This window comes from Christiangramia fulva, assembly GCF_003024155.1.
GTDB classification, from domain to species: Bacteria; Bacteroidota; Bacteroidia; order Flavobacteriales; family Flavobacteriaceae; genus Christiangramia; species Christiangramia fulva.
This window is the reverse complement of sequence record NZ_CP028136.1, coordinates 281,849-304,473: the sequence shown is the minus strand read 5'-3', so window position 1 is coordinate 304,473 and position 22,625 is coordinate 281,849. Positions and strand designations below refer to the sequence as shown.

Sequence of the window (22,625 nt, the reverse complement as noted above, 5' to 3'; positions counted from 1 at the left end):
GATTTTTAACCGGAATTAACCAAAATTTGCTGTTGGTTTTCTCTCCTGATGAATTCTATCGGTTTTAACGCCGAAAGATGATCAGCATAAGAGTTTGATAATTTTTGAGCAGGTGAAAATTAATCGGCTATTTTTCCGATGTGTTTTTCCACCAGTTCAATATAACGCCGTTCTGCTTCGTCTTTCGAGAGTTCCTTAACCTGCACAAGGGCATTCATCTTAAAAGCTCCTCGCAGGTCCCCATTGCTGGAAGGAGGTATGTAGAACCCGTTTTTTTCAGTAGCTCTTTTATATAGCGCATAAAAGTGTAGTAAAATATCGGGTGGAAATTGCTGATTGGTATTACTGGCCATTTCATAGGCCTTTGCAAATTTTTCGTTGTTCTCTTCTCCCATGATTTTCTAAGAAGGAATATTCGCGATAACGCTGATCCCTCCTTTTACTTTTTGGTTAATCTCAACATTTACCTGTGTTCCCACAGGTACAAACACGTCAACGCGGCTTCCAAATTTTATAAATCCGCTGTCGCTTCCCTGAACAACCTGTTGGCCTACTTCAGCATAATTGACAATACGTTTTGCCATGGCACCTGCAATTTGCCGGTACATGATCTCCCCGGCAACATTATTCTTTACCACTACAGTTGTTCGTTCGTTTTCCTCACTCGATTTTGGATGCCACGCCACCAGAAACCGGCCAGGATGATATTTGCTGTAGGTAACTTCTCCGCCCACAGGATGTCTTGTAACATGTACGTTCACCGGAGACATGAAAATGGAGATTTGCAGCCTGTTATCTTTAAAATATTCTTTTTCAAAAACTTCTTCAATGGCAACCACTTTCCCATCAACGGGAGCTATAATATGTTCATCATTCTTTTCAGTTACTCTCTTCGGATTCCTAAAAAACTGAAGAATTAGGAAAAACAAAATGACTGAAGCTGCCGCGATAGCAAATTTCACCCAGTATATATTAATTAAACTATAGCTAACGACATTTATTGCAATCAATATGATTGCAGTTATCACCATAATATTATATCCTTCTTTATGAAACATAGTTTAATAAATATAAATATGCGTAAACAAACGGACTTGCAAAGATAATACTATCCAGCCTGTCAAACAATCCGCCGTGCCCGGGCATTAATTTTCCACTGTCTTTTACACCCGCCTGTCTTTTGAATTTTGACTGGATAAGATCGCCTAAGGTTCCAAAAATACTCAATATTACCGCCAATCCCAACCAGATGGGCAATGTTAGGAACCGCGAGTAATACCAGATGATAGCTCCCATGATGCAACAGAAAACAAATCCGCCAAGAAAACCTTCAATAGTTTTATTCGGAGAAATTTTTTCGTAAAGTTTATGTTTCCCGAAATTTTTCCCTATCAGAAAAGCAAAAGTATCGTTGGACCAGATTAAAAGGAAAATTCCTATTACCAGATTAGGTATAAAAACCCCTTCAATAGTGGGAATTAGGGTAAGAAAAATGGTCGAGGAAATCAGGTAAAAAATAATGATGATATATTTTTTCTTTTCGAAAACGGGGATTTTTTTTACAATTATCAGGTCTTTTACCAGAAATAAATTCACGAAAATGGTGATTATAAGTAGTAAAATGGTTGCATCCTGGTTGAATTTCAAAAAGCTGAATAGGTAAAATAAGATCGCCTGTAAAAGATAGAGCGCATAGCTCTTTAACCGCAGTAACTTCTGCATTTCTATGAGGCATACCAGACTGAGAATATAAAAAAGGATGATGAAAACCAATTCTGAAGAGAGAATTGAGGCCACCAAAATAGAGGTATACAATAATCCCGAGACGGTACGAATGATGGTTTCCCTCATATTACAGATCTTCCAGTAGCAGCAAATATAGATTTTTTGTACTACTTCCGTAACTCATAAAATCTCCCTCTTTCTTTGTTTCGAAATTTTTGATCGTGGTGATATTGGAAGGAATTTGCTGTCTATTCCTGAATTTGATGCCTCTAAGGCCTTCGCCTATGGTATCTATAAGCTGGCTCGTAGAGGAAAGTATCACAAAATTGGAAGGAAGATCGTGCAATTTGCGTTCCTTAATCTGGTTGGAAGAAATTAAAATACTCCCGTCATTTGCGACTAAAAATTCACAGGTAGAAAGAAAAAATTCGGCATTTGCAGAATGGTTGAATTTCAGATTGAAACCGTCGAATTTATTGATTAGATTCTTATCGAAGCAGCAACATTCCTTTTCATACCAATCATTTTCCATCAGGATATTGTCAAAGGCCTCCTTTATTTCCGAGTTATCGATACAATATAAAAACTTGCCTCCATTGTTCTTGAAATTCATCATAAAACGCTCATCGGTAGGTAATTTCACCTCCGGCATATACTTGCCCCGTTCAGCGTTTTCAGGTACATCCTTCTCCTCGTCTGATTTGGACTTCGGATTAAGAAACCTCTTGAATAGATTCATAGAGTCTTATGTCATTTTACCAAATTTAAAAAATCTCAAATTAACGAATGTTGAATTTGAGATTTTTTAAAATGATTTCTACACTATTTATTAACCGAATCGTTTTCGGTTACTTCTTCATCTTCACTGTCTTTATCTTTTGAAGATTTAACTTCTTTGCCATTTTTGGAAGCCTCAGCATCTTTCAGCTTATTTTTCTCCTTCAGTGGTTTTCCTTCTTCTTTTTCTTCGTCAAAAGGACGTTTTCCGAAGATCTTTTCAAGGTCATCTTTGAAGATTACTTCTTTGTCCAGAAGAATTTCAGCTAATTGCGTAAGCTTATCTTTATTATGAGAAAGAAGGTCAACCGCTCGTTGATACTGACTTTCTATAAGATTTGAAATTTCTTTATCTATAAGTTCTGAAGTCTTTTCACTATAAGGTTTGGTGAAATTATATTCGCTTTGTCCGCTGGAATCGTAATATGTCAGGTTTCCTACGGCATCATTCAATCCATAAATGGTCACCATGGCACGAGCCTGCTTGGTGACTTTTTCAAGGTCGCTAAGTGCTCCTGTTGAAATCTTATTGAAAATGACCTTTTCAGCAGCACGACCACCCAGGGCAGCACACATTTCATCCAGCATTTGTTCAGGCCTTACGATTAATCGCTCTTCCGGCAGGTACCAGGCAGCACCCAGCGACTGTCCGCGGGGAACGATGGTCACTTTCACCAGTGGAGCAGCATGTTCAAGCATCCAACTTACAGTAGCGTGGCCGGCTTCATGGAAGGCGATCGCCTTTTTCTCTTCAGGGGTAATGATCTTATTTTTCTTCTCAAGACCGCCAACAATTCGGTCTACAGCATCGAGAAAATCTTGTTTTCCCACTGCCTTATTTCCTTTTCTTGCCGCTATCAAAGCTGCTTCGTTACAAACATTAGCGATATCAGCTCCTGAGAATCCGGGTGTTTGTTTTGCTAAAAATTCAATGTCAAGCTCGTCAGAGACTTTTTTCAGTGGCTTCAGGTGAACTTCAAATATTTCTTTTCTTTCTCTTAGATCGGGCAGGTCAACATAGATCTGACGGTCAAAACGCCCGGCACGCATCAATGCTTTATCCAGCACGTCGGCACGGTTGGTCGCTGCGACAACAATCACATTTGTATTAGTGCCAAAACCATCCATTTCGGTTAAAAGCTGGTTCAGGGTGTTCTCACGTTCGTCATTCGATCCTGAAAAATTACTTTTCCCACGCGCTCTACCAATAGCATCGATCTCATCGATAAATATGATGGAAGGTGATTTTTCTTTGGCTTGTTTAAAAAGATCACGCACTCTTGAAGCACCTACACCCACGAACATTTCCACGAAATCTGAACCTGAAAGTGAGAAAAAAGGTACTTTGGCTTCACCTGCAACGGCTTTTGCCAATAAAGTTTTTCCTGTTCCTGGAGGGCCTACAAGTAATGCTCCCTTCGGAATTTTACCACCAAGGGCCGTATACTTTTCGGGCTGTTTCAGGAAATCTACAATTTCCTGCACTTCTTCCTTGGCGCCTTCAAGTCCGGCAACATCTTTAAAAGAAGTTTTCACATCGGTGTTCTGGTCAAAAAGTTTGGCTTTGGATTTTCCGATATTGAAAATCTGACCGCCTGCGCCTCCACCGGCTCCCGAGCTCATTTTCCGCATAATAAATATCCACACACCAATAATCAGTAAAAAGGGGAGAAGTGCCCAAAACAATTCTCCCAGCACATCACTGGATGTGTCGTAGGTAACAACGGTGTCTAAATTATTTTCCTTCTTTATTTCATTAATGTCATTCTCGAAATTCTGAAGATCACCAAACTGAAAACTATAGGCAGGGGTGTCTCCTGCCGGAAACAGCTCCGGACTAATATTTTTCTTATGAACTTCTTTTTGTTTGGCTTCTTCGGTAAGATATACCTTAGCCTGATTTTTATTGATGATCTCCACTTTCTTGACATCACCATTTTTCAACATTTCTTTGAACTCGGCAGGATTTGTTTTGGCAGGCTCTGAAAAGCCACCCCCTCCGAAGAAATTAATGCCTAAAAATATAATGATGATCGCCGCATAAATCCAGTAGGCACTGAATTTAGGTTTTCTGGGATCCAATTTTTTCTTTGGTTTCTGATTCGCCATTCTGTAAAGCTAAAAATTTAGATTTTAATAACTGGTTTCTATGGAGGTTATCTTTGCGTCCCCCCACAGACTTTCAATATCGTAAAATTCCCTGATATGTTTCTGGAAAACATGTACAACCACGTTTACATAATCCATCAAAACCCATTCGGCATTGTCGCTACCTTCAATGTGCCAGGGTTTGTCTTTCAGGTTTTTACTAACGGTTTTTTGTATGGAGTTTACTATGGCGTTTACCTGTGTGTTGGAAGTTCCGTTGCAGATAATAAAATAGTCGCAGACTGTATTTTCAATTTCTCTAAGGTCCAGGATATCAATGTCATTTCCCTTTACTTCCTCTATCCCTTTTATAATATGTGCAATAAGTTGATCGCTGTTCTTTTCCTTTTTTGCCATTAAATTTTTTTATTTACGCAAATTTATCATTTTTTGCTCTTTTTTTGAGATTGTTAACACAAGATTTAACGCCTCATTAGTATTCCATTTCATATGCGTATAATCAAAGTTAATGCCATTGATTCAACTAATTCCTTTGTAAGGAAGTTTTACGAGCCCGGTGCTGGTACAGAACCTGTTTGTGTTCAGGCCCATCATCAAACAAGGGGTAGGGGCCAGCGAGGTTCAGCCTGGTTATCAAAACCCGGTGAGAATCTCACTTTTAGTGTTTTGTATCCCCATGAAAAATTGAATTTTTCGCGTAATTTTTTACTCAGTGCAACGGTTTCTCTTGTCGTAGTCGAAACTCTCTTTGACTTTAAAATACCAAACCTGAAAGTAAAATGGCCAAACGACATTCTGTCAGCCAAAAAGAAAATTGGAGGTATTCTTATTGAAAATATTATTAACAATAGCCGTATAGCCGCAAGTATCATCGGTATTGGGCTCAATGTGAATCAGAAGGATTTTAAGGATTTACCCGCCGCGGGTTCTCTCTTTAGCCTTACCGGAAAAAAATATGATCTCGATGAATTGCTGAACATTTTACTATTGAAAATTGACGAAAAACTGAAAGATTTGCCATTGGCTGATGAAACCGAATTACTTGAAAAATATGCTGAAAATATGTTCCGTCTCAACCAGGTTTCGGCTTTTGAACTTCCTTCAGGAGATAGAATCAATGGGATTATTCGCGGCGTTACCACTGAAGGAAAATTAAATCTGGAAATAGAGGATGCGGTTTTTCGGACTTTCGATCTTAAGGAAATCCAGCTTTTATATTAAAAAAGCCGGAATTTCTCCCGGCTTCAATAAGTTCTGATCTTATTTTTTACAACTTTGCGGCATTCTCACTCAGGGTGTCAATGAATTTCTGAAGCGGTTTTTTGATCATCATGCTCATCATAGGATTAAAGTTTCCTTCGAAATTCATAAAAACTTCGCTTTCATTTACTCCAGATCCTGAAATAAAAATATTCAGGTGAAACGGAAATTTATCTGAAGTGGAACCTAAAACTACCAACTCGGGCTTTTTAGTTTCGGTAATTTTCAGCCTTATTTCAGGCATTCCTTTTAACTGAAACAAAAAAGTATCATTAGAGATCGCTTCAAAATTCTCCTTACTTGTAGGCATAAGTTGTTCATAATTATGAACGTTCGTCAGGAATTCGAACATTTCTTCCTGGCTTTTACTGGTTTTAACCTTCGGACTTTCTAATTTCATGCTTTCACTTTCCAGTTGGAAGGATTTTCTCGCCATTTCCGCAAAATCCCTGCTTCTTCTATGTTGATATAATTAGTTTTTTGCGCTGTTTCGATGAGGTGATCATAATCACTAAGTGTGAAAAGATCAATTTCAGCATTTTTGAAATTTTCAGTTGAAGTTTTAAATCCGTAGGTGAAAATGGCAAACATACCTTTTACATTTGCTCCCGCTTCCTTCAGCGCTTTAACGGCGTTAAGTGAGCTGTTTCCCGTACTAATGAGGTCTTCAACCACTACAACCGTCTGGCCTTCTTCCAAATTTCCTTCAATCTGATTTTTTCGTCCATGACCTTTGGGCTCGGGTCGCACGTAGATGAAGGGCAGGCTCAAATACTCGGCTACCAGCATTCCAACCCCGATCGCTCCTGTTGCCACAGCAGCAATAACATCGGGTTTACCGTATTTTTCTTCAATTTGTTTTGCAAAATGCTCCCGTACGTAATTTCGGATCATCGGGTAGGAAAGGATGATGCGATTATCGCAGTAAATTGGCGATTTCCAGCCACTGGCCCATGTAAAGGGTTCTTGTGGTTCTAATTTTATTGCTTTAATTTGCAATAAAAGTTCAGCAGTTTTCTTAGCTGTTTCCTTATTCAAAATCATAGCTACAAATGTATAAAGTTTTTGTAAATGATATTCCCATAATTCTCTCAACCGAAAAAGAAATCGATGAGAAATATACATCTTTTCCTATAAAAACAGTTCGCCTTAAGAAGGTGATCAAGAGAATTATCAAGGGGAAGCTAAGATATGTGAACCTTTATCATCCTGATGAACAAAAGCTTTTGCGATACCTTTTTAAGAAGATCAAGGTAGTTACTGCCGCCGGAGGTATGGTGTTAAATCCGCAGAAGGAAATTCTTTTTATTTATAGAAATAATCGCTGGGATCTTCCGAAGGGTAAAATCGAGAAAAATGAGGGCCTTGAAGAAGGTGCCTTACGTGAAGTGGAAGAGGAAACAGGTGTGAAAGAGCTTAAAATCACCAAATTCATCACCAAAACCTACCATGTTTTTAAGCGTAAGGGCAAATTCAGATTAAAGGAAACCTACTGGTATGAAATGTACAGCGAGTATGATGGTGAACTTATTCCGGAAGAAAGCGAGGGCATAAAAAAAGTGAAGTGGAAAGATTTTAAAAAAACCCGAAAAGCGCTTTTGAAGTCCTACGCCAACATTAAAATGTTATTTCCGGAAGAATACTTAACGGGGGAGGCGAAAGATTGGGTAGCGTAAATGCGCTTTTTCATAATATTTGGAGTGTTTGTGCAACCAATCAAGCTGCTCATACGAGTTATTTCTGAAATCGGGATCTTTGCGCTTCTTTTCTTCAAATTCCTTTTTAAGTTCGGCATCGTCTTCCAAAAGCTGTGCGGCGACATCTTCAAAAACATAGGGTGAAAATCCTTCTTTTTGCTGAAGAATGGTGTCGAAAAAATTCCAGTTAAAGAATGAATCTACTGCTTCCGGCTCTAAGGTTTCTATCAAATACCTGGCGCCATCCTGGAAAGTGGTGATAAGATAATCTCCTTTTCTAAAATGTACATTTTTCGTCGATTTTGTCACTTTGGTGTCGCTGTGAAGATAATGGCCTTCAAAAGGCTTGTCGCTGGTTTTAAAGTCATCAATATGATAGACTTCTACTTTAATTACCGTATCCTGGGCGATCGGTTCCATTTGAATATCGTTTAATTTAAGGCGTTCAATAACCTGCCACCATCCCTGAGGCACGATGTAGGCACGCGGAATTTCAATTTCTTTGGTAGGCTTAAAATTATTGTAATATTCAATTTCTTTGGTGAAAGGCTTGTCGCGATTGTATTTTAAACGTTTCTTCCCGGTGACTTCACTGGTTATTTGTTCCCCTTCATAACCTTTAAATTCTCGTTTGGTGGGATTTTCTTTGTCCACTTCAAACTGTATGGGATAATTCCTATCGGTTAAATACTTGCGGTGTGCCTGATTGCGAAGGTCTTTTATAATGGATGATTGATTGTCGGTGATATTTATCATGGAACGCATCAACTCATAAGTTCCCAGAACACGTTTTTTGTAAGGTTTGAGCATATGGGTTTCCACCATCATTCCCAAAGTGTTCCAGAGAGTGGTGTAGCCGGTTGAATAGCGGGGATAATCCATGAACTGCGAGAAGCCTTTTTCGGGAACTTCATTGAAAACGTTCACATAAGGCGTGATATCCCAGTTTTTTTTCTTTAAGGAATCTTCAAGAGCAGGACGCAGGGTGTTTTCTATGTACTTGCCCAGATTTCCACCCATTTTATTATGTTGCGTAAACAAATGGGTAAGTGAATACTGATAATCAGCTCCATTGCTCACATGATTATCGATAAAAACATCAGGATCCAGTTTGTGAAAGATCTTATAAAAAGATTTTGTGTTTTTGGTATCGGCTTTACTGAAATCGCGATTAAGATCATAGTTGCGGGCATTACCTCTAAAACCATATTCTTTCGGGCCATTTTGATTGGTACGGGTGTTGGAATTCCTGTTGAGCGCACCTCCAACATTATAAATAGGAATGGTCGCAATCAAAACATTTTTAGGAGAAGGTATTGAGTCGCCGGCAAGATCGCGAAAAAGCATCATGGTAGCATCGATCCCATCGCTTTCCCCCGGATGGATCCCGTTGTTGATAAGCATGATGCTATGCGTTTTTTTTATTTTTTTAAGATCAGTTTCGCCGGTAGGATTATAAATGGCAAGATGAAGAGGAAGCCCGCTGTCGGTTTCTCCAATTTCTTCAAGTGTTATAGTTGGATAGGCATCTGCCAGCTGCTTATAAAAAGCAATGGTTTCTTCGTAAGTGGCGGTTTCGGTACCTCCCGATTTCTCGAATTGAGTTTCAAAATCATATTCCTTTACGAGCTTATATTTGGAGAGATCACAGGCCACCAGGCTGATTGCAATCCCCAATACCAACCACAGTTTTTTCATAAAATTTTCTGAAAAATGTATCTGTAAACTTAACTAAAAAGTCTGAGAAGAGCCAAAGCGCATCCTTTTATCTTCAATTTTTCGAAAAGTTAAAGAAGAATTAATTACTGTAAGCTCCTTAAATAGAAAAGCGGAGTCTGATTTTGGGGATGACCGGTTTTGTGTTACTTTCGGAAAAACCTGCGAAAAAGAAACACTTTTGAATAAAATTTTACTTCTTGCTTTAATATTGTTGTCCTTTCATCTAAAAGCTCAGCAGCTAAAGGCTTATGTTTTTAATGCTTCCTCTGGGGAACCTCTGGAAAATGTGCATGTAAGCAATCCGGCTTCAGGAGAAGCTGTTTTTTCTGATGCCAATGGATTTTTTACGATAGGGATTTCACAATTTCCGGCAGAACTTCAATTTGAAAAGCTCGGATTTCAGAAGAAAACAGTTACTTTAAATTCAAACCGCGCCTTAAAGATCTATCTGCAGGAAGATATTGCGGTTCTTTCAGAAGTCGTGCTTAGAAGTTCTAATATTCCACGAAAAATCAGGGAAACTCCGGCGGCAATAAGTTTGATTTCTTCAGAAGACCTTCAAAAAACCGATAATTTCAATCTTGTTCAGAATCTAAATTTCGTGCCAGGTGTTTATGTGAACCAGGGCGGATTGAATACCAATAAGATCAATATCCGCGGAATTGGTTCAAGATCGCAGTACAGTACCAATAAAATCAAGGCTTATATCAACGGAATTCCGCTTACCACGGCTGAAGGGGAGCTCACTTTAGACGATTTTGACCCGGAGTTTCTGAATAGAATTGAAGTGGTAAAAGGCCCTGTTTCTTCACTTTATGGCGCAGGTCTCGGAGGTTCAATAAATATGTTCACCCAAACAGGCAGGGCTTCCAATTTGAAGGCTGAATTTTCTGCAGGAAGTTTTGATACTTATAAGTCCCGGATCGCGGCCGGATTGACAAAAAATAACATTTCTAGTTTTATAAATCTGAGCCATCTGAAGAGCGATGGTTTTAGGCAGAATGATAATTATAATCGTTATAACGGAAGTGGGATTCTTACCGCTACTGCCGAAAATGGAGATATAACATCAGCATTTTTCTCAATAACCGATCTCAAAGCTTACATCCCGAGTTCTTTGAACAGAGATGATTTCCTCAATAATCCTCAAAAAGCGGCTTATACCTGGTATCAGGCGGCGGGCTATGAATCTTACAAAAAATATATACTCGGACTTTCTTACTCGCATGATTTCACTGAAAAATGGACCAATCTATCTTCGGTATTTTACAATTCCCGCGATGGATATGAACCGAGACCCTTCGATATTTTAGATGAAAACCGAAATTCGGCTGGATTGAGGACCAGGTTCAACTATAAAGATTCTTTTTTTAAGAAACCTTCGGAATTAAGTTTTGGAGCCGAAACAATGTTCGAGTGGTATAAAACGGGAACTTTTGAAAATCTTTATGAAGAATTTGAAGCCCGGGAAAGCTTTCAGGGCGATAGACTAAGCTTGAATAAGCAATTCAGGAATTATTTAAATCTGTTCGCGCAGATGAACATCGAGCTTTCTGAAAAACTGCTTCTGGAAACCGGAATTAATTTCAATATCACTTCTTATCGGCTAAATGATGAATTCGCGGATGATGGTATAGACCAGTCCGGAAATTACAGTTTTGATCCGGTGGTTTCGCCAAGAATCGGTTTGAGCTATGAAGCTTTCGCAGGCAAAAATTTTTACGCGTCGGTAAGCCATGGTTTCTCTACACCTACAGTCGCTGAAACGCTTACGCCGGAAGGTCAAATCAATACCGATCTAAAAACCGAAACTGGTATCAATTATGAGGTCGGTTTTAAAGGGAATTGGCTAAATAATCGACTTTACACCGAGTTAAATTTATACTCCATCCAGATCAGCAATCTGCTGGTGGCAAGAAGGATTGGGCAGGACCAGTATGTTGGTATAAATGCGGGGAAATCTGATCACAACGGAATTGAATTTTTCGGCAGTTTTCGATCTTCATTTTTTTCGGATTTTAGTTTAAATCCTTATTTGAAAGGCAATTTCAATTTCTTCAAATTTGATCATTTTGTAGATGCCGGCGAGAATTATTCGGGGAATACCATTCCCGGCGTTCCGGAATATTCGGTTACAACAGGAATTGATGCAGATTACCGGCAGTTTTCAGGCACACTAAATTATCAGGCTTTTGGAGAAATGGCATTAAATGATGCCAATTCAGGCTATACCGATCCTTATCAATTACTTAATTTAAAACTGAATTATAACTGGCAGTTAACAACGGATTATCTCATAAGTTTCAATTTCGGAATAAATAATTTGCTGGATCAACATTATGCGGCGAGCATCGTGCCAAATGCAGTTGGTTTTGGTGGTTCTGCACCTCGATATTTTTATCCCGGGCAGCCACGAAATGTTTTCGGCGGAATTAAATTTAGTTATAATATCAATTGACAATGGAAAATTGACAATGGAAAATTGACAATGGAAAATTATGCTATATGCTCTAAGTTGTAGGCTGATAATTTCACCTGGGGACGAAATTCGTTTATTGCTTATTGGTAACTGAAACAACCTCCGGCACCATAAATTCATAATTTCCGCCGTGACGAATTACATCACGCACTACGGTAGAAGAAATATGTGCTTTCCCGGAACTTGAAATCAAAAAAACGCTGTCTATTCCGGCCATTTTGAAGTTGGTTTGTCCTATCGCCTTTTCAAATTCCAGATCCTGCCCGTTGCGGAGTCCGCGAAGTATGAATCCGGCATTCACCGATTTGCAGAAATCCACGGTCAGGCCTTCGTAGGTTTTCACTTTTATTTTTGGCTCGTTTTCGTAATTCTTTTTCAGAAAATGAAGCCTTTCCTCTAAAGTGAACATATACTTTTTGCTTGAATTCGTGCCAATGGCGAGAATGATCTCATCAAAAAGAGGCAAAGCTCGATCAATAATATCGGTATGGCCAAGGGTAAGCGGATCGAAAGATCCCGGAAAAACTGCTTTTTTCATCAGTCGTTTTTTTTGATCGGTTAAATCAGGTAAAAGATACTTAGAAAATCTGACTTCTATTGCAGAGCGGCTTCAATGGCGCTGCCAAAAAGCTCTTTCAGGCTTATTCCGGCTTTCTCGGCCTGTTGAGGCAATATACTCGCCTGGCTGATCCCCGGTGTGGTATTCATTTCGATAAAATGAGGTTCGCCTTTATGGAAAATAAATTCCGAGCGCGTAAAGCCTTTCATTTTTAATTTTCGATAGATCATTTTTGCGATTTCCTGAACCTTTTTAGTGTCTTCTTCAGAGATCCTGGCTGGAGTGATCTCCTGTGATTTTCCAAGGTATTTCGCTTCATAATCAAAGAATTCCCCTTCGGGAACAATTTCAGTCACAGGAAGAGCCAGAACTTCTCCTTTATAAGTAATTACGCCTACAGAAACTTCAATTCCATCCAGGAAAGATTCGATGATCGCTTCGTCATCTTCAGAAAATGCAGTTTTTGCGGCTTCCATGATGTCTTCTTTTTTCTTCACTTTGGAGACTCCAAAACTGCTTCCGGCACGGTTAGCCTTCACAAAACAGGGCAAACCTACTTTGTCCACAATTTCTTCAGGATTGATAACATCTCCTTTATTCAGAAAATAATTGGTTGCGGTTTTGACACCGTAAGGCCTTAAAACGCTGATCAAATCCCGTTTATTAAAAGTCAAAGCCGACTGGTAGTGGTCGCAGCTTGTTTGTGGAATATTCAATAATTCAAGATAGGCTTGTAAGAGTCCGTTTTCGCCCGGCGTTCCGTGGATGGTATTAAAAACACAATCGAAAGTGATAAGCCGGTCATCAATAGTGACCGTAAAATTGCTTTTATTGATAGGGTAAGGAGTGTCATCTTTAGTAACCACGAACCATTCATTTTGCATAATATGTACGCGGTAAGGTTCATAAAGTTCAGGATCGAGGTTTTTATATACAATGTTTCCGCTGTTGATGGAAATGCGGTATTCACTGGAAAAACCGCCCATGGCGATCGCAATTTTTTTCTTCATAGTCAATATATCCGGTTAGAAGTCGTTAAACAAAAATATCACTTAATAGGGCACACACCAAAACCAAAGGGTTTTATATCTTTGCCCATTATCACAAAAATTATGGGATTATTCCGATTTATATTCAGTAAAACATTTGTCATCCAGCTGGTAATCGCTGTGGGAGTATTGATAATACTCGCTTTTCTGACCCTGCAATGGTTGGATTATACCACCAATCAGGATCAGCGAATCAAAGTTCCAGATCTTGCCACCATGAACCTTGATAAAGTCGAAGAACAACTGGATGAATTGGATTTACGCTATGAAATTCTGGATTCTGCCAATTTTAATCCCGATTTTCCCAGATATTCCGTAATCGACCAGGTTCCCGCTCCCGGAAAGTTCGTTAAAGAAAACCGAAAGATCTATTTAACCCTGAATCCTTCCGGGTACCGGAAAGTCGAAATTCCCGATCTTTTCAGAAAAACCCGAAGACAGGCGATACCGACATTGCGCTCGCTCGGATTTAAAATCGGAGATATTTCCTATAAAAAAGACATCGCCCAAGATGCCGTTCTGGAACTTCTTCATAACGGTAAAACACTCGAGCCCGGAGATATGCTGATGAAAACTTCAACTATCGATCTTGTTTTAGGAGATTCTACCGGAAAATACCTTGAAGAAGAAACAGATTCTACCGATACGGAAGTGAATGAAATTCAATAAAATGAGCACAGATAAAGACAGGCCGGAAGAAGAGATCGATGAGCAGGAACAGGATGAAAGTCTTTATGAGCATCATAAATTCAAAGCTGAGGTAGGCCAGAAGCCTTTACGTGTTGATAAATACCTGATGAATTTCATCGAAAACGCGACCCGAAATAAAATTCAGAAAGCTGCCAAAAGCGGAAATATTTACGTTAATGGGGAGACTGTTAAGCAAAATTATAAGGTAAAAGGAGGCGATATCGTGCAGGTGATGTTCGAACATCCGCCTTATGAGTATTTGCTGGTGCCTGAAGATATTCCGCTGGATATCGTTTATGAGGATGATACACTTTTAGTAGTTAACAAACCCGCGGGAATGGTCGTTCACCCGGGTCATGGGAATTATAGTGGCACCCTCATCAACGCGCTGGTACATCATTTTGATAATTTGCCTAAAAACAGCAGTGAACGCCCCGGGTTGGTCCATAGAATCGATAAGGACACCAGCGGATTGCTCGTTATCGCCAAAACTGAACATGCCATGGCGCATCTCTCCAAACAGTTTTTCGACAAGACCAGCGAACGCGAATATGTCGCTATCGTTTGGGGAAATGTGGAAGAGGACGAAGGTACCATTGAGGGAAATATAGGCCGAAATCCTAAAAACAGACTCCAGAACGTGGTTTATCAGGGCGATGATTCCGAAAGCGGAAAACCCGCGATTACCCATTACAAGGTGTTGGAACGATTTGGTTATGTTAGCCTGGTTTCGTGTAAACTGGAGACTGGAAGAACTCACCAGATCAGGGTTCATATGAAGCATATCGGCCACACGCTTTTCAATGACGAGCGTTATGGCGGCGACAGGATCCTGAAAGGAACGACTTTCACCAAATACAAGCAATTCGTCGAGAATTGTTTCAAAGTGCTTCCACGGCAGGCTTTACATGCTAAAACTCTTGGTTTCACCCATCCCGAAACCGGCAAATGGATGAGCTTTAATTCTGAATTGCCCGAAGATATGGTCGCCTGCATTGAAAAATGGCGCAATTACTCAAAGAATCAGAAAGAGTTTCTCGATTAGGGCGTGTCCCAAAATTGTAAATTTTGGGTCGGGCTTTCGGCAGTCGTTGTCCTTCGCGCTGCTCAGGACGAACTTCAACAAAGCCTCAATCCCTCACGCATTCACTTTTGCCGATAGGTCACTTCTATCGGTTTGGTGTAAGAATAGTTGCGGGGTTTGACCTCAAGATAGCAAAATGAAAAATACGAAAGGAAATACCGCAAGACTTTCCGATGAGCAGTGACCTAGCAATTTTTTTCAAGGTGTTAGCGGCTCGTTGGTTTAATTCTATAAATTTTTTTAATACTTGTGTTTTTCTTTTAAGTGCTGTTGTAATAAATCTTTTCCATAATCGTTACCATTCGGCGTCCTTACCATAGTGTGTATATGATTTCTTGTTGCTTCTCGACCTTGGCCTTTTATGCCAACTGGCCCTTGGTGGTCAAATTCTATTAATATTATTGGACTGTGTGAATTCTGTAATAAAACACTGCATCTTCATCTGTTTTTCCTATCCAAGCAAACCAAGTTTCATCCAAGTGGCTTTTTATGTCTTCTATCTTAATTTTGGCGTGTCCATCTTCCATATTCGATATGTATTGCAGGATTTAGGAACACTTCACTGTCAACTTACCACTAAAGCCCAATAGAAGCACCGCACTTGAATGTAAGCACATTACCCCGTTGCTGCCAAGCGGCTGTTAGCGGTTCGTTGTTCTTCTCCTTGAATTATATGTCAAACGAAAATCAGGAAAAGTGTTAATATAATACCACCAATTGCAAAATAAATTCCCTTTTTGAATATTTTGGTTGTTGGCATAAACATCCAAAAGGAGGAAAGAACAAAAAACAAAAGCGATGATCCAAAGAAAATATTTAAGAAAAATAAAGCATCATTCGTGGATGCTTTATGGATTTGGCTCAGCTTTTCTAAAACCTGTGGCAATTCTTTTGATGTAACTTTTGCTACACCAGTTGCTTTATTGAATGTACCTTGTTTGAAATAAACAATACCATTTGCTACTTTTTCAATTTTTAAATCTCTAATTCTTAATGCCTTGCCGAGTTCTTCAATTTTAAAATTTGATGAAAATGTTTTTTCTATGGTACGTTCCGATTTTAAAAAATCGGTATCCCTGAAAATCATAACTACTCCACTTATGGCATAAACTGCCATAATTCCAGCTAAGAAAAAACCCAAGTAGCGATGATAAATTCGCATTTTAGTATTTACTGTTGTTTTGCTCATTATTTTTTATTTGAAGTCATTTTTTGAATAAACCCACACCTTTGTCCGCTCCTAATGTTCCTGTCTTGGGGTGAAGAAAATATTTACTATGGTCGTCAAAATTCAATTCAATTGGTTGTTCAGTAATTTTAGTGTTATTAAACTTTAATAAAATTGGGTCAATGTCTTTAAAGTTTAATTGTGGTCCACCACCAGTCCCTGTTAATTTTTTGTTGCCTGCAAACAAACTATTATTTACCTGATATAAAATGGGCTCTGCTTTTTTGCTATCTTTTAGCTCTAGTTCTTGCTGATTTTCATCCCGGTCTAATTGGCTTATCCAGGCATAATTACTGTTGGCGATGATGTTATTTTCAAAAATAAAATCATTTGCAATAGCAGAAGTCCACACACCACAGCCATAACCGCCATAGATTAAAGTGTTTCTCATTACATGCCCTGTGCTTTTACGAGACCAATAAACAATGGCTTGTTTTAAATGATAGAAAATGCAATGGTCAATCACAATACCGTTACCATTGGCAATAATCCCCAAATGATTAGGGCTTGTTACTTCATCTCCTGCAAATAAACACTGCGTAATTTCCAAATCATCAAGTGCCGGATTGGTTCTGCTAATTGGGTATGCTCTTATTATTTGTCCTTCTTTTGGGTGTTCAACAACAGGTGCACCTAATATTTTTAGGCCTTGAATTGTTACATGGCTTGTTTCAATTTTAATTCCGTACATAGCCCCGCCAAATTTATCTTTTACCCCAAACCAATTATCCTGTAACGGCATTGTATGAATAATGGTAGGCATACTGCCAGTATTCCAGTCTGCATCGTCAGGTAAAATTTCTGCTCTAATCGTTAAACGATTTTCTTTTGTAAAAGTCCGTTTGGTTGGTTGTAAAACAGTAGTTTCTTCAAAAGCATAAACTCCCGAAGCCAATAATATAGTAACCCCTTCTTTTCCTACACTTTCGTTTACTTTTCTTGCTGCTGCTGCTAAGGTTTTAAATGGACTTTCTTTACTGCCAACGTTGGTATCAATCCCTATTGAAGAATTGACATAAATGGTTGTTTGTGACATTGCCTTATTCATAAACAAAACAACCAATACTGTTAATAAAATTTGCTTCAGATTCATAATGCTATTTTTTGTTTAAAACATTTATTACCTTTGATTACTAAAAGTTAGTAACTACTAAAAGGTAGGCAAACATATATTTGTTTGTTAAAATAAACAAGAAGGCACTTAATAGTGGGTAGCTAACAATCAAGTAACTATTATTGAAAATCAGCACTATGAGTAAAATAAAAATTCTAGAAAATGAGATAAATATTGAAAATTGCCCGGTAAGAAAGGTGTTAGACCGTTTTGGGGACAAATGGTCTTTACTTGTTTTGCTTATTTTGGGTAAGAATGAAACCTTACGTTTTAATGAACTCAATAAAGCGATTGGTTCGGACATTTCACAAAAAATGCTGACAGTTACTTTAAGGACTTTAGAAGCGGATGGGTTTTTAAAGCGTACTATTTATGCAGAAGTTCCGCCAAGAGTGGAATATACCATTACAGATTTAGGCAAGTCTCTTGTCCCACTTATTGATAATTTGGAAAAATGGGCAAAGGTTAATATGTCTGCTATTGAGAAGTCAAGAAAGAAATTTGAATAAGTCCTGTTTTTGATGTTTGTCGTCAAGCAGGATGTCGCTTTACAATTCTGACTAACGTAAAGAGTTTTAAACGCAATCTGGCCAAAAAAGAGAGGCTTTGGGAAGGAGGTATCTAAGAATGCGGTTAAAACTGTGTTGATCTAAAAGTCCAGCGGGATATAGGGTATACCGATCCTAGTAGCCTTTGCCTGACCTGACGCTGATCTGCATGCGGGAGCTGTCCAGGTTAGCAGGTTTGAGATGCAGGACTTCGCTTAGCCGGAGTCCTGCGGCATAGGCCAAGGCGATGAGGTATTAGTGTTTCCTGTTTTTCACATTGACCAGAATAGTCTTAATCTCTTGCTTGGAAAAGACCTTCCCTACAACGTGATTCAGCTTGGAGACGGGTACCATGCTGTTTAGATTTGAATTAGTGATATCATTGGTTTTCCAAGTTGTTGGCAATAGTCCATTGAAGTTCAACAGATTCCCGATCCCAAAGATAAATTTCCTTTTTCCGGAAGTTGATAGCCACTCGGAAATTGCTTAGAAATTCATAGCCAAGGAGACCATCCGCTCTGATGATCTGACTTGAGCCCCTTTGCCTTTGATTAAAATGATCCAAGTTGATAAAAAGTGTTTTCATGGCTGGAAAGGTAAGGTTACCCACAATCAGATTATCGATTTTTTGGGATTTTACTGAAACTCCTTTAGAACCGAACCCTGCCAGTGAATCCTCTTGTATCCGCAAACCCAAATTCAGCCGCTTAATTTGTCTGATATCCATAACATTGGCACTGGCTCCGGAATCCACAATCATATTTAAACGCTGCCCGTTCAAATTGACTGCTATAAAAGGTAAACCTCTTCCAGTAAAAAAGGAAAGTGTATCCAGGGGTTTCTTATGAATATTTTTTGAGGACATACGGTTTCCTTTTTTGTCGAGTTGATAAATGGTCACCTTCTTAAAGATATAATCCAGAACCAATTCGCAGTTTTTAAAAATACTATTTCCAACAACCCCGAATAATTCCAGACCGGTAAATTTCTCCATTGCAGTAAAATCAGTAACAGTGGCAACTACTTTTTTTTCAAATCCCCCGATGTTAAACCTTATGACTTCAATTTCTTTATCCATCTCAGTGCTGTTGATATTATAGAATTTGTCTCCGGTAGGTCTGCCATTGAAATACCGGTTATTTAGGATAACTTCTGAAACACCGGTGTCCAGGATAAACAGGCCTTCCCTGCCATTCACGGCAGCTTTGACTATGATCAGTTCACGTGTAAGTTCAAATGATACGCTTGTGACAGTAGGGTTTGACCAACTGTAAATTGGTAACAACAGATCGAGGACAATGGCAAATATGATCGCTTTCATCTTTATGATATTTAGGTTGTTATAAAAATCATTACCTTTGATTACTAAAAGTTAGTTACTTCTAAAAGGTTATCAAATATATATTAGTTTGTTAAAATAAACAAGAAGGCACTTAATAGTGGGTAGCTAACATTCAAGTAACTATTAATGAAAGTCAGCACTATGAGTAAAATAAAAATTCTAGAAAATGAGTTAAATATTCAAAACTGCCCGGTATGAAAGGTGTTAGACCGTTTTGGGGACAAATGGTCTTTACTTGTTTTGCTTATTTTGGGTAAGAATGAAACCTTACGTTTTAATGAACTCAATAAAGCGATTGGTTCGGACATTTCACAAAAAATGCTGACAGTTACTTTAAGGACTTTAGAAGCGGATGGGTTTTTAAAGCGTACTATTTATGCAGAAGTTCCGCCAAGAGTTGAATATACCATCACAGATTTAGGGAAATCTCTTTTCCCACTTATTGATAAATAAGAAAAATGGGCAAAGGTTAATATGTCAGTTATTGAGAAGTCAAGAAAGAAGTTTCATTGAATACAGTTTTTGATATTTGTTATTAGGCAGGATGTCGCATTACAATGACCGCTAAGGGTTCATAAGAAACTAATTTCCTCAGTTTTTCGGTTTTTGAAGCTATGGCTTATCTTTGATAGAAAATTAAACGAAAGAAATGAAAATTGTTGTTTCCCCGGCGAAAACGCTGGATTACGATTCAAAATTACCAACCACTCGAGGCACTCAGCCCGAATTTCTGGAAACTGCTGGCAAATTGAACCGCAAACTTTCCAGGCAAAGCAAAAAAGAGATTTCAAAATTAATGAGCATCAGCGATAAACTGGCAGATCTAAATTATACGCGGTACCAGGAGTTTGAAGAAGATCATAATAAAAAGAATTCCCGTCCCGCCATGTATGCCTTTAACGGCGATGTTTATACAGGACTGGATGCCTATACAATTCCTACAGAGAAGCTGGATAAACTCCAGGATACATTACGAATTCTTTCCGGGATGTATGGAATTTTAAGGCCTTTGGATCTTATTCAGCCGTATCGCCTGGAAATGGGAACCGATATCGGAATCGAAAGAAAGAAAAACCTTTACGAAGTATGGCATAAAAAGGTGACCGATTATCTCAATAATGAACTTAAAGACGATGAACTTTTTCTGAATCTTGCCAGCAATGAATATTTTAAGGCTGTTGATACGAAAAAGCTGAAAGTTCCTGTAATTTCTCCTGTTTTTAAGGATTTCAAAAACGGAAATCTCAAGATTATCAGTTTTTACGCGAAAAAAGCCAGAGGTTCTATGGTTCGATATATCATCGATAAAGACTGTCAAACCCTGGACGATGTCAAAGGCTTCGATTATGAAGGTTACCGCTTTAGTGAACAGCATACCGAAAATGAGAATGAACCCACCTTTATTAGGTAAAGGCTTACCGCTTATAGCTTAAGCTATGAAACAACTTTTTCATCACAAACATCCATACGATCCTTTTATTCCCGAAAATGCCACGAAACTCATCGTGGGCACCCTGCCACCGCCGCGTTTTACCAAAAGACAGCTCAAGGAAGATGATTTAGATTTTTGTTACGGGAGTCGTGACGGACTGCTTTGGATCGTACTGAATAAAATTTTTGACCTCGGCCTGAAATTTGAAAATACCGAAGAAGCCGTGAAGCAGCGTAAAGATTTTCTTCGCAGCCGCCGAATTGGAATTTGTGATGTGGTGGAAAGCAGCCGGCGTGAAAAGATAGATGCCTCTGACCTCGGGATGCGAAAAGTAGAATTGCGGGATATGATCAAAATTCTTCGAAATCATCCTAAAATCGAAACACTTTTATTTACCGGTGGGAATTCGAAAAACGGACCGGAATATTTTTTTCGGAAACATTTAAAGGAAGATCATCCCGATATCAGGATGAAATTAATATCAAACGATTCCCCTAAAATCCACCAGTTTGTACTTGACGGAAGGCTGATAAAAACCGTTTCATTAATTGCTCCGTCTGGTTCCGCGAACATAGCGATTGGAAGTTCTGAGCTCTATAAAGAGCTCAAAAAGAAAAACCCTGAATTCAATACCATTGATTTCAGGGTCCTTCAATATAAAGAATTTTTCTAGGCGTTATTGCAATTCTTTTTTATCCTGATCGGCTAAAGTGGTGGGTTTCACCTTAAATTTTTTGCGTTTAGGGCGTAACTTTCCGTGTGTGCCGATCGCGATTTTACCGCGTTTGGTTTTTTTATCGCCTTTTCCCATTTTATTTTTTGTTTTGCTGATCTCTGATGGTTTCATCCTCAAAATCAACATCATTGGTTTGCTTATCGCGGTTTCCAATCTCGTTCAAAGGATTTTCATCCTTATCTTTTCTTTTTCTGTGCTTATCTTCAATAGGTCCTCCCATAATTGTCGTTTTTTATGATTCAATCCTAATTTAAGGATAAGTCTGCTCAAAACATGCTAATGCTCTGTTACAATTAGGTTAAAGCTTTAACATTTTTCACAAATTCAGAAATTGATGAAGTTCCTTTTTCATTGAGATTTTTGATAAAAGCGCTGCCAATGATCGCTCCTTTTGCATATTCAGTGGCTTGTTTAAAAGTATCATGATCTTTTATTCCGAAGCCGACGATCTGCGGATTCTTAAGCTGGAGATCATTTATTCTTTTGAAATAATTCCTGGTTTCCTCTCCAAATCCGCTGGTAGAACCGGTTACGCTCGCGCTGCTTACCATGTAGATAAAACCTTTGGAAACCGAATCGATAAACCTGATGCGTTCTTCTGAAGTTTGCGGAGTGATCAGGAAAATATTGAGCAGCCCATATTTCGCGAACAACTCCTGATATTCTTCATGATAAACGTCTACAGGAAGGTCTGGAATGATGAGTCCGTCAATGCCTGTTTCCTGGCATTTTTTACAAAAATTCTCAACTCCATATTGCAAAATAGGATTGAAATAACCCATAATGACCAGCGGAATTTCCACTTTTTCACGGATACTTTTCAGCTGATCGAAAAGTTTATTGGTGGTCATCCCATTCTTCAGCGCTTTTGTAGAGCTTTCCTGTATGGTTGGTCCATCGGCCAGCGGATCGCTAAATGGTAATCCTATTTCAATAAAATCTACGCCGCTTTTTTCCAAATCGAGGATTATCTTTTCGGTATCGTTGATCGCCGGAAATCCGGCTGTAAAATAAATGGAAAGCAGTTTGTGATCTTCCTGCAGTTTTTGTTGAATTCTGTTCATTATCATTTTCTTA

The 22,625-nt window shown here is 38.8% G+C and carries 28 protein-coding genes; 9 read left to right on the top strand and 19 right to left on the bottom strand.

Going from position 1 to position 22,625, the window contains the following annotated elements; translation table 11 throughout:
• Positions 1–119: 119 nt before the first annotated feature.
• The 6 genes from C7S20_RS01465 to rsfS form a co-directional block, all read right to left on the bottom strand.
• Complete coding sequence (locus C7S20_RS01465) at positions 120–395, bottom strand: acyl-CoA-binding protein (protein WP_107010818.1); 276 nt, start codon at positions 393–395, stop codon at positions 120–122.
• 6 nt (positions 396–401) lie between these two features.
• Entirely contained in the window at positions 402–1,058 is a 657-nt protein-coding gene (locus C7S20_RS01460; RefSeq protein WP_107010817.1) for a phosphatidylserine decarboxylase family protein, read from the bottom strand.
• Entirely contained in the window at positions 1,048–1,851 is an 804-nt protein-coding gene (locus tag C7S20_RS01455; protein WP_107010816.1) for a phosphatidate cytidylyltransferase, read from the bottom strand. The genes C7S20_RS01460 and C7S20_RS01455 overlap by 11 nt, the downstream gene beginning before the upstream one ends.
• Position 1,852: 1 nt before the next feature.
• Entirely contained in the window at positions 1,853–2,464 is a 612-nt protein-coding gene (locus C7S20_RS01450) for an LUD domain-containing protein (RefSeq protein WP_107010815.1), read from the bottom strand.
• Between the two features lie 83 nt (positions 2,465–2,547).
• Complete coding sequence (gene ftsH, locus C7S20_RS01445) at positions 2,548–4,611, bottom strand: ATP-dependent zinc metalloprotease FtsH (RefSeq protein ID WP_107010814.1); 2,064 nt, start codon at positions 4,609–4,611, stop codon at positions 2,548–2,550.
• Between the two features lie 24 nt (positions 4,612–4,635).
• Entirely contained in the window at positions 4,636–5,007 is a 372-nt protein-coding gene (rsfS, locus tag C7S20_RS01440) for a ribosome silencing factor (RefSeq protein ID WP_107010813.1), read from the bottom strand.
• Between the two features lie 93 nt (positions 5,008–5,100).
• Between rsfS and C7S20_RS01435 the strand changes: the two genes are divergently transcribed.
• A complete protein-coding gene (locus C7S20_RS01435) occupies positions 5,101–5,832 on the top strand; it encodes a biotin--[acetyl-CoA-carboxylase] ligase (RefSeq protein ID WP_107010812.1) in 732 nt (243 codons plus the stop codon).
• A gap of 46 nt (positions 5,833–5,878) precedes the next feature.
• Here the strand turns inward: C7S20_RS01435 and C7S20_RS01430 are convergent, their stop codons facing one another.
• Both C7S20_RS01430 and pyrE read right to left on the bottom strand, forming a co-directional pair.
• Positions 5,879–6,271: an orotate phosphoribosyltransferase gene (locus C7S20_RS01430; RefSeq protein WP_107014053.1), complete on the bottom strand. Its 393-nt coding sequence runs from the start codon at positions 6,269–6,271 to the stop codon at positions 5,879–5,881.
• Complete coding sequence (gene pyrE / locus C7S20_RS01425; RefSeq protein ID WP_107010811.1) at positions 6,268–6,915, bottom strand: orotate phosphoribosyltransferase; 648 nt, start codon at positions 6,913–6,915, stop codon at positions 6,268–6,270. Before pyrE ends, C7S20_RS01430 begins: the two co-directional genes overlap by 4 nt.
• A gap of 8 nt (positions 6,916–6,923) precedes the next feature.
• On the opposite strand from pyrE, the gene C7S20_RS01420 reads away from it, so the two are divergent.
• Positions 6,924–7,547, top strand: a complete 624-nt coding sequence (locus tag C7S20_RS01420; RefSeq protein ID WP_107010810.1) for an NUDIX hydrolase — start codon at positions 6,924–6,926, stop codon at positions 7,545–7,547.
• Here the strand turns inward: C7S20_RS01420 and C7S20_RS01415 are convergent.
• The gene (locus C7S20_RS01415) at positions 7,515–9,266 is read right to left on the bottom strand and encodes a M14 family metallopeptidase (protein WP_107010809.1); all 1,752 of its coding nucleotides are present in this window, start codon (positions 9,264–9,266) and stop codon (positions 7,515–7,517) included. The two genes, C7S20_RS01420 and C7S20_RS01415, sit on opposite strands and share 33 nt — an antisense overlap.
• Positions 9,267–9,465: 199 nt before the next feature.
• Here C7S20_RS01415 and C7S20_RS01410 point away from each other — a divergent pair, with 199 nt between their 5' ends.
• Complete coding sequence (locus C7S20_RS01410; protein ID WP_107010808.1) at positions 9,466–11,745, top strand: TonB-dependent receptor domain-containing protein; 2,280 nt, start codon at positions 9,466–9,468, stop codon at positions 11,743–11,745.
• Between the two features lie 94 nt (positions 11,746–11,839).
• Here C7S20_RS01410 and coaD read toward each other — a convergent pair whose 3' ends face one another.
• Both coaD and C7S20_RS01400 read right to left on the bottom strand, forming a co-directional pair.
• Positions 11,840–12,304 (bottom strand): pantetheine-phosphate adenylyltransferase, encoded by a 465-nt coding sequence (gene coaD, locus C7S20_RS01405; protein WP_107010807.1) that lies wholly within the window; start codon positions 12,302–12,304, stop codon positions 11,840–11,842.
• Between the two features lie 56 nt (positions 12,305–12,360).
• Positions 12,361–13,335, bottom strand: coding sequence for a D-alanine--D-alanine ligase (locus tag C7S20_RS01400; RefSeq protein WP_107010806.1), 975 nt, complete (start codon positions 13,333–13,335; stop codon positions 12,361–12,363).
• A 102-nt stretch (positions 13,336–13,437) separates the two neighbouring features.
• Between C7S20_RS01400 and C7S20_RS01395 the strand changes: the two genes are divergently transcribed.
• Entirely contained in the window at positions 13,438–14,043 is a 606-nt protein-coding gene (locus C7S20_RS01395) for a PASTA domain-containing protein (protein WP_107010805.1), read from the top strand.
• A gap of 1 nt (position 14,044) precedes the next feature.
• Positions 14,045–15,109 carry an RluA family pseudouridine synthase gene (locus C7S20_RS01390; RefSeq protein WP_107014052.1) on the top strand — a complete coding sequence of 355 codons (1,065 nt, stop codon included), beginning with the start codon at positions 14,045–14,047 and terminating at the stop codon, positions 15,107–15,109.
• 279 nt (positions 15,110–15,388) lie between these two features.
• Here C7S20_RS01390 and C7S20_RS19945 read toward each other — a convergent pair whose 3' ends face one another.
• The 4 genes from C7S20_RS19945 to C7S20_RS01375 all read right to left on the bottom strand — a co-directional run bounded on the left by C7S20_RS19945 (position 15,389) and on the right by C7S20_RS01375 (position 17,469).
• A complete protein-coding gene (locus tag C7S20_RS19945) occupies positions 15,389–15,547 on the bottom strand; it encodes a DUF3500 domain-containing protein (protein ID WP_423738336.1) in 159 nt (52 codons plus the stop codon).
• Positions 15,547–15,684, bottom strand: coding sequence for a DUF3500 domain-containing protein (locus C7S20_RS19940; RefSeq protein ID WP_423738335.1), 138 nt, complete (start codon positions 15,682–15,684; stop codon positions 15,547–15,549). Before C7S20_RS19940 ends, C7S20_RS19945 begins: the two co-directional genes overlap by 1 nt.
• 140 nt (positions 15,685–15,824) lie before the next feature.
• Positions 15,825–16,337, bottom strand: a complete 513-nt coding sequence (locus C7S20_RS19520) for a hypothetical protein (protein ID WP_159039849.1) — start codon at positions 16,335–16,337, stop codon at positions 15,825–15,827.
• A gap of 16 nt (positions 16,338–16,353) precedes the next feature.
• Complete coding sequence (locus C7S20_RS01375) at positions 16,354–17,469, bottom strand: right-handed parallel beta-helix repeat-containing protein (RefSeq protein WP_159039848.1); 1,116 nt, start codon at positions 17,467–17,469, stop codon at positions 16,354–16,356.
• 158 nt (positions 17,470–17,627) lie between these two features.
• On the opposite strand from C7S20_RS01375, the gene C7S20_RS01370 reads away from it, so the two are divergent.
• Entirely contained in the window at positions 17,628–17,999 is a 372-nt protein-coding gene (locus C7S20_RS01370) for a winged helix-turn-helix transcriptional regulator (protein WP_107010803.1), read from the top strand.
• A 418-nt stretch (positions 18,000–18,417) separates the two neighbouring features.
• On the opposite strand, the gene C7S20_RS01365 is transcribed toward C7S20_RS01370, so the two are convergent.
• A complete protein-coding gene (locus C7S20_RS01365) occupies positions 18,418–19,359 on the bottom strand; it encodes an aspartyl protease family protein (protein WP_107010802.1) in 942 nt (313 codons plus the stop codon).
• Between the two features lie 222 nt (positions 19,360–19,581).
• On the opposite strand from C7S20_RS01365, the gene C7S20_RS01360 reads away from it, so the two are divergent.
• The 3 genes from C7S20_RS01360 (at position 19,582) to C7S20_RS01350 (ending at position 21,485) form a co-directional block, all read left to right on the top strand.
• Entirely contained in the window at positions 19,582–19,833 is a 252-nt protein-coding gene (locus C7S20_RS01360) for a winged helix-turn-helix transcriptional regulator (protein ID WP_227009077.1), read from the top strand.
• Positions 19,834–20,029: 196 nt separating this feature from the next.
• Positions 20,030–20,791 carry a peroxide stress protein YaaA gene (yaaA, locus tag C7S20_RS01355; RefSeq protein ID WP_107010801.1) on the top strand — a complete coding sequence of 254 codons (762 nt, stop codon included), beginning with the start codon at positions 20,030–20,032 and terminating at the stop codon, positions 20,789–20,791.
• A gap of 25 nt (positions 20,792–20,816) precedes the next feature.
• Entirely contained in the window at positions 20,817–21,485 is a 669-nt protein-coding gene (locus tag C7S20_RS01350) for a uracil-DNA glycosylase family protein (RefSeq protein ID WP_107010800.1), read from the top strand.
• Positions 21,486–21,488: 3 nt separating this feature from the next.
• Here C7S20_RS01350 and C7S20_RS01345 read toward each other — a convergent pair whose 3' ends face one another.
• From C7S20_RS01345 to trpA, 3 genes are all read right to left on the bottom strand, one after another.
• Positions 21,489–21,623 carry a 30S ribosomal protein THX gene (locus C7S20_RS01345; RefSeq protein WP_107014050.1) on the bottom strand — a complete coding sequence of 45 codons (135 nt, stop codon included), beginning with the start codon at positions 21,621–21,623 and terminating at the stop codon, positions 21,489–21,491.
• Between the two features lies 1 nt (position 21,624).
• Entirely contained in the window at positions 21,625–21,768 is a 144-nt protein-coding gene (locus C7S20_RS19645) for a hypothetical protein (protein WP_193510784.1), read from the bottom strand.
• A gap of 73 nt (positions 21,769–21,841) precedes the next feature.
• Positions 21,842–22,612: a tryptophan synthase subunit alpha gene (gene trpA / locus C7S20_RS01340; RefSeq protein WP_107014049.1), complete on the bottom strand. Its 771-nt coding sequence runs from the start codon at positions 22,610–22,612 to the stop codon at positions 21,842–21,844.
• Positions 22,613–22,625: the final 13 nt, after the last annotated feature.

Excerpts from the sequence above, each read along its gene's own strand:
- C7S20_RS01465 (WP_107010818.1), bottom strand. The coding sequence starts at position 395 with ATGGGAGAAGAGAACAACGAAAAATTTGCAAAGGCCTATGAAATGGCC.
- C7S20_RS01460 (WP_107010817.1), bottom strand. The coding sequence starts at position 1,058 with ATGTTTCATAAAGAAGGATATAATATTATGGTGATAACTGCAATCATA.
- C7S20_RS01455 (WP_107010816.1), bottom strand. The coding sequence starts at position 1,851 with ATGAGGGAAACCATCATTCGTACCGTCTCGGGATTATTGTATACCTCT.
- C7S20_RS01450 (WP_107010815.1), bottom strand. The coding sequence starts at position 2,464 with ATGAATCTATTCAAGAGGTTTCTTAATCCGAAGTCCAAATCAGACGAG.
- ftsH (WP_107010814.1), bottom strand. The coding sequence starts at position 4,611 with ATGGCGAATCAGAAACCAAAGAAAAAATTGGATCCCAGAAAACCTAAA.
- rsfS (WP_107010813.1), bottom strand. The coding sequence starts at position 5,007 with ATGGCAAAAAAGGAAAAGAACAGCGATCAACTTATTGCACATATTATA.
- C7S20_RS01435 (WP_107010812.1), top strand. The coding sequence starts at position 5,101 with ATGCGTATAATCAAAGTTAATGCCATTGATTCAACTAATTCCTTTGTA.
- C7S20_RS01430 (WP_107014053.1), bottom strand. The coding sequence starts at position 6,271 with ATGAAATTAGAAAGTCCGAAGGTTAAAACCAGTAAAAGCCAGGAAGAA.
- pyrE (WP_107010811.1), bottom strand. The coding sequence starts at position 6,915 with ATGATTTTGAATAAGGAAACAGCTAAGAAAACTGCTGAACTTTTATTG.
- C7S20_RS01420 (WP_107010810.1), top strand. The coding sequence starts at position 6,924 with ATGTATAAAGTTTTTGTAAATGATATTCCCATAATTCTCTCAACCGAA.
- C7S20_RS01415 (WP_107010809.1), bottom strand. The coding sequence starts at position 9,266 with ATGAAAAAACTGTGGTTGGTATTGGGGATTGCAATCAGCCTGGTGGCC.
- coaD (WP_107010807.1), bottom strand. The coding sequence starts at position 12,304 with ATGAAAAAAGCAGTTTTTCCGGGATCTTTCGATCCGCTTACCCTTGGC.
- C7S20_RS01400 (WP_107010806.1), bottom strand. The coding sequence starts at position 13,335 with ATGAAGAAAAAAATTGCGATCGCCATGGGCGGTTTTTCCAGTGAATAC.
- C7S20_RS01395 (WP_107010805.1), top strand. The coding sequence starts at position 13,438 with ATGGGATTATTCCGATTTATATTCAGTAAAACATTTGTCATCCAGCTG.
- C7S20_RS01390 (WP_107014052.1), top strand. The coding sequence starts at position 14,045 with ATGAGCACAGATAAAGACAGGCCGGAAGAAGAGATCGATGAGCAGGAA.
- C7S20_RS19520 (WP_159039849.1), bottom strand. The coding sequence starts at position 16,337 with ATGAGCAAAACAACAGTAAATACTAAAATGCGAATTTATCATCGCTAC.
- C7S20_RS01375 (WP_159039848.1), bottom strand. The coding sequence starts at position 17,469 with ATGAATCTGAAGCAAATTTTATTAACAGTATTGGTTGTTTTGTTTATG.
- C7S20_RS01370 (WP_107010803.1), top strand. The coding sequence starts at position 17,628 with ATGAGTAAAATAAAAATTCTAGAAAATGAGATAAATATTGAAAATTGC.
- C7S20_RS01365 (WP_107010802.1), bottom strand. The coding sequence starts at position 19,359 with ATGAAAGCGATCATATTTGCCATTGTCCTCGATCTGTTGTTACCAATT.
- yaaA (WP_107010801.1), top strand. The coding sequence starts at position 20,030 with ATGAAAATTGTTGTTTCCCCGGCGAAAACGCTGGATTACGATTCAAAA.
- C7S20_RS01350 (WP_107010800.1), top strand. The coding sequence starts at position 20,817 with ATGAAACAACTTTTTCATCACAAACATCCATACGATCCTTTTATTCCC.
- C7S20_RS01345 (WP_107014050.1), bottom strand. The coding sequence starts at position 21,623 with ATGGGAAAAGGCGATAAAAAAACCAAACGCGGTAAAATCGCGATCGGC.
- C7S20_RS19645 (WP_193510784.1), bottom strand. The coding sequence starts at position 21,768 with ATGGGAGGACCTATTGAAGATAAGCACAGAAAAAGAAAAGATAAGGAT.
- trpA (WP_107014049.1), bottom strand. The coding sequence starts at position 22,612 with ATGAACAGAATTCAACAAAAACTGCAGGAAGATCACAAACTGCTTTCC.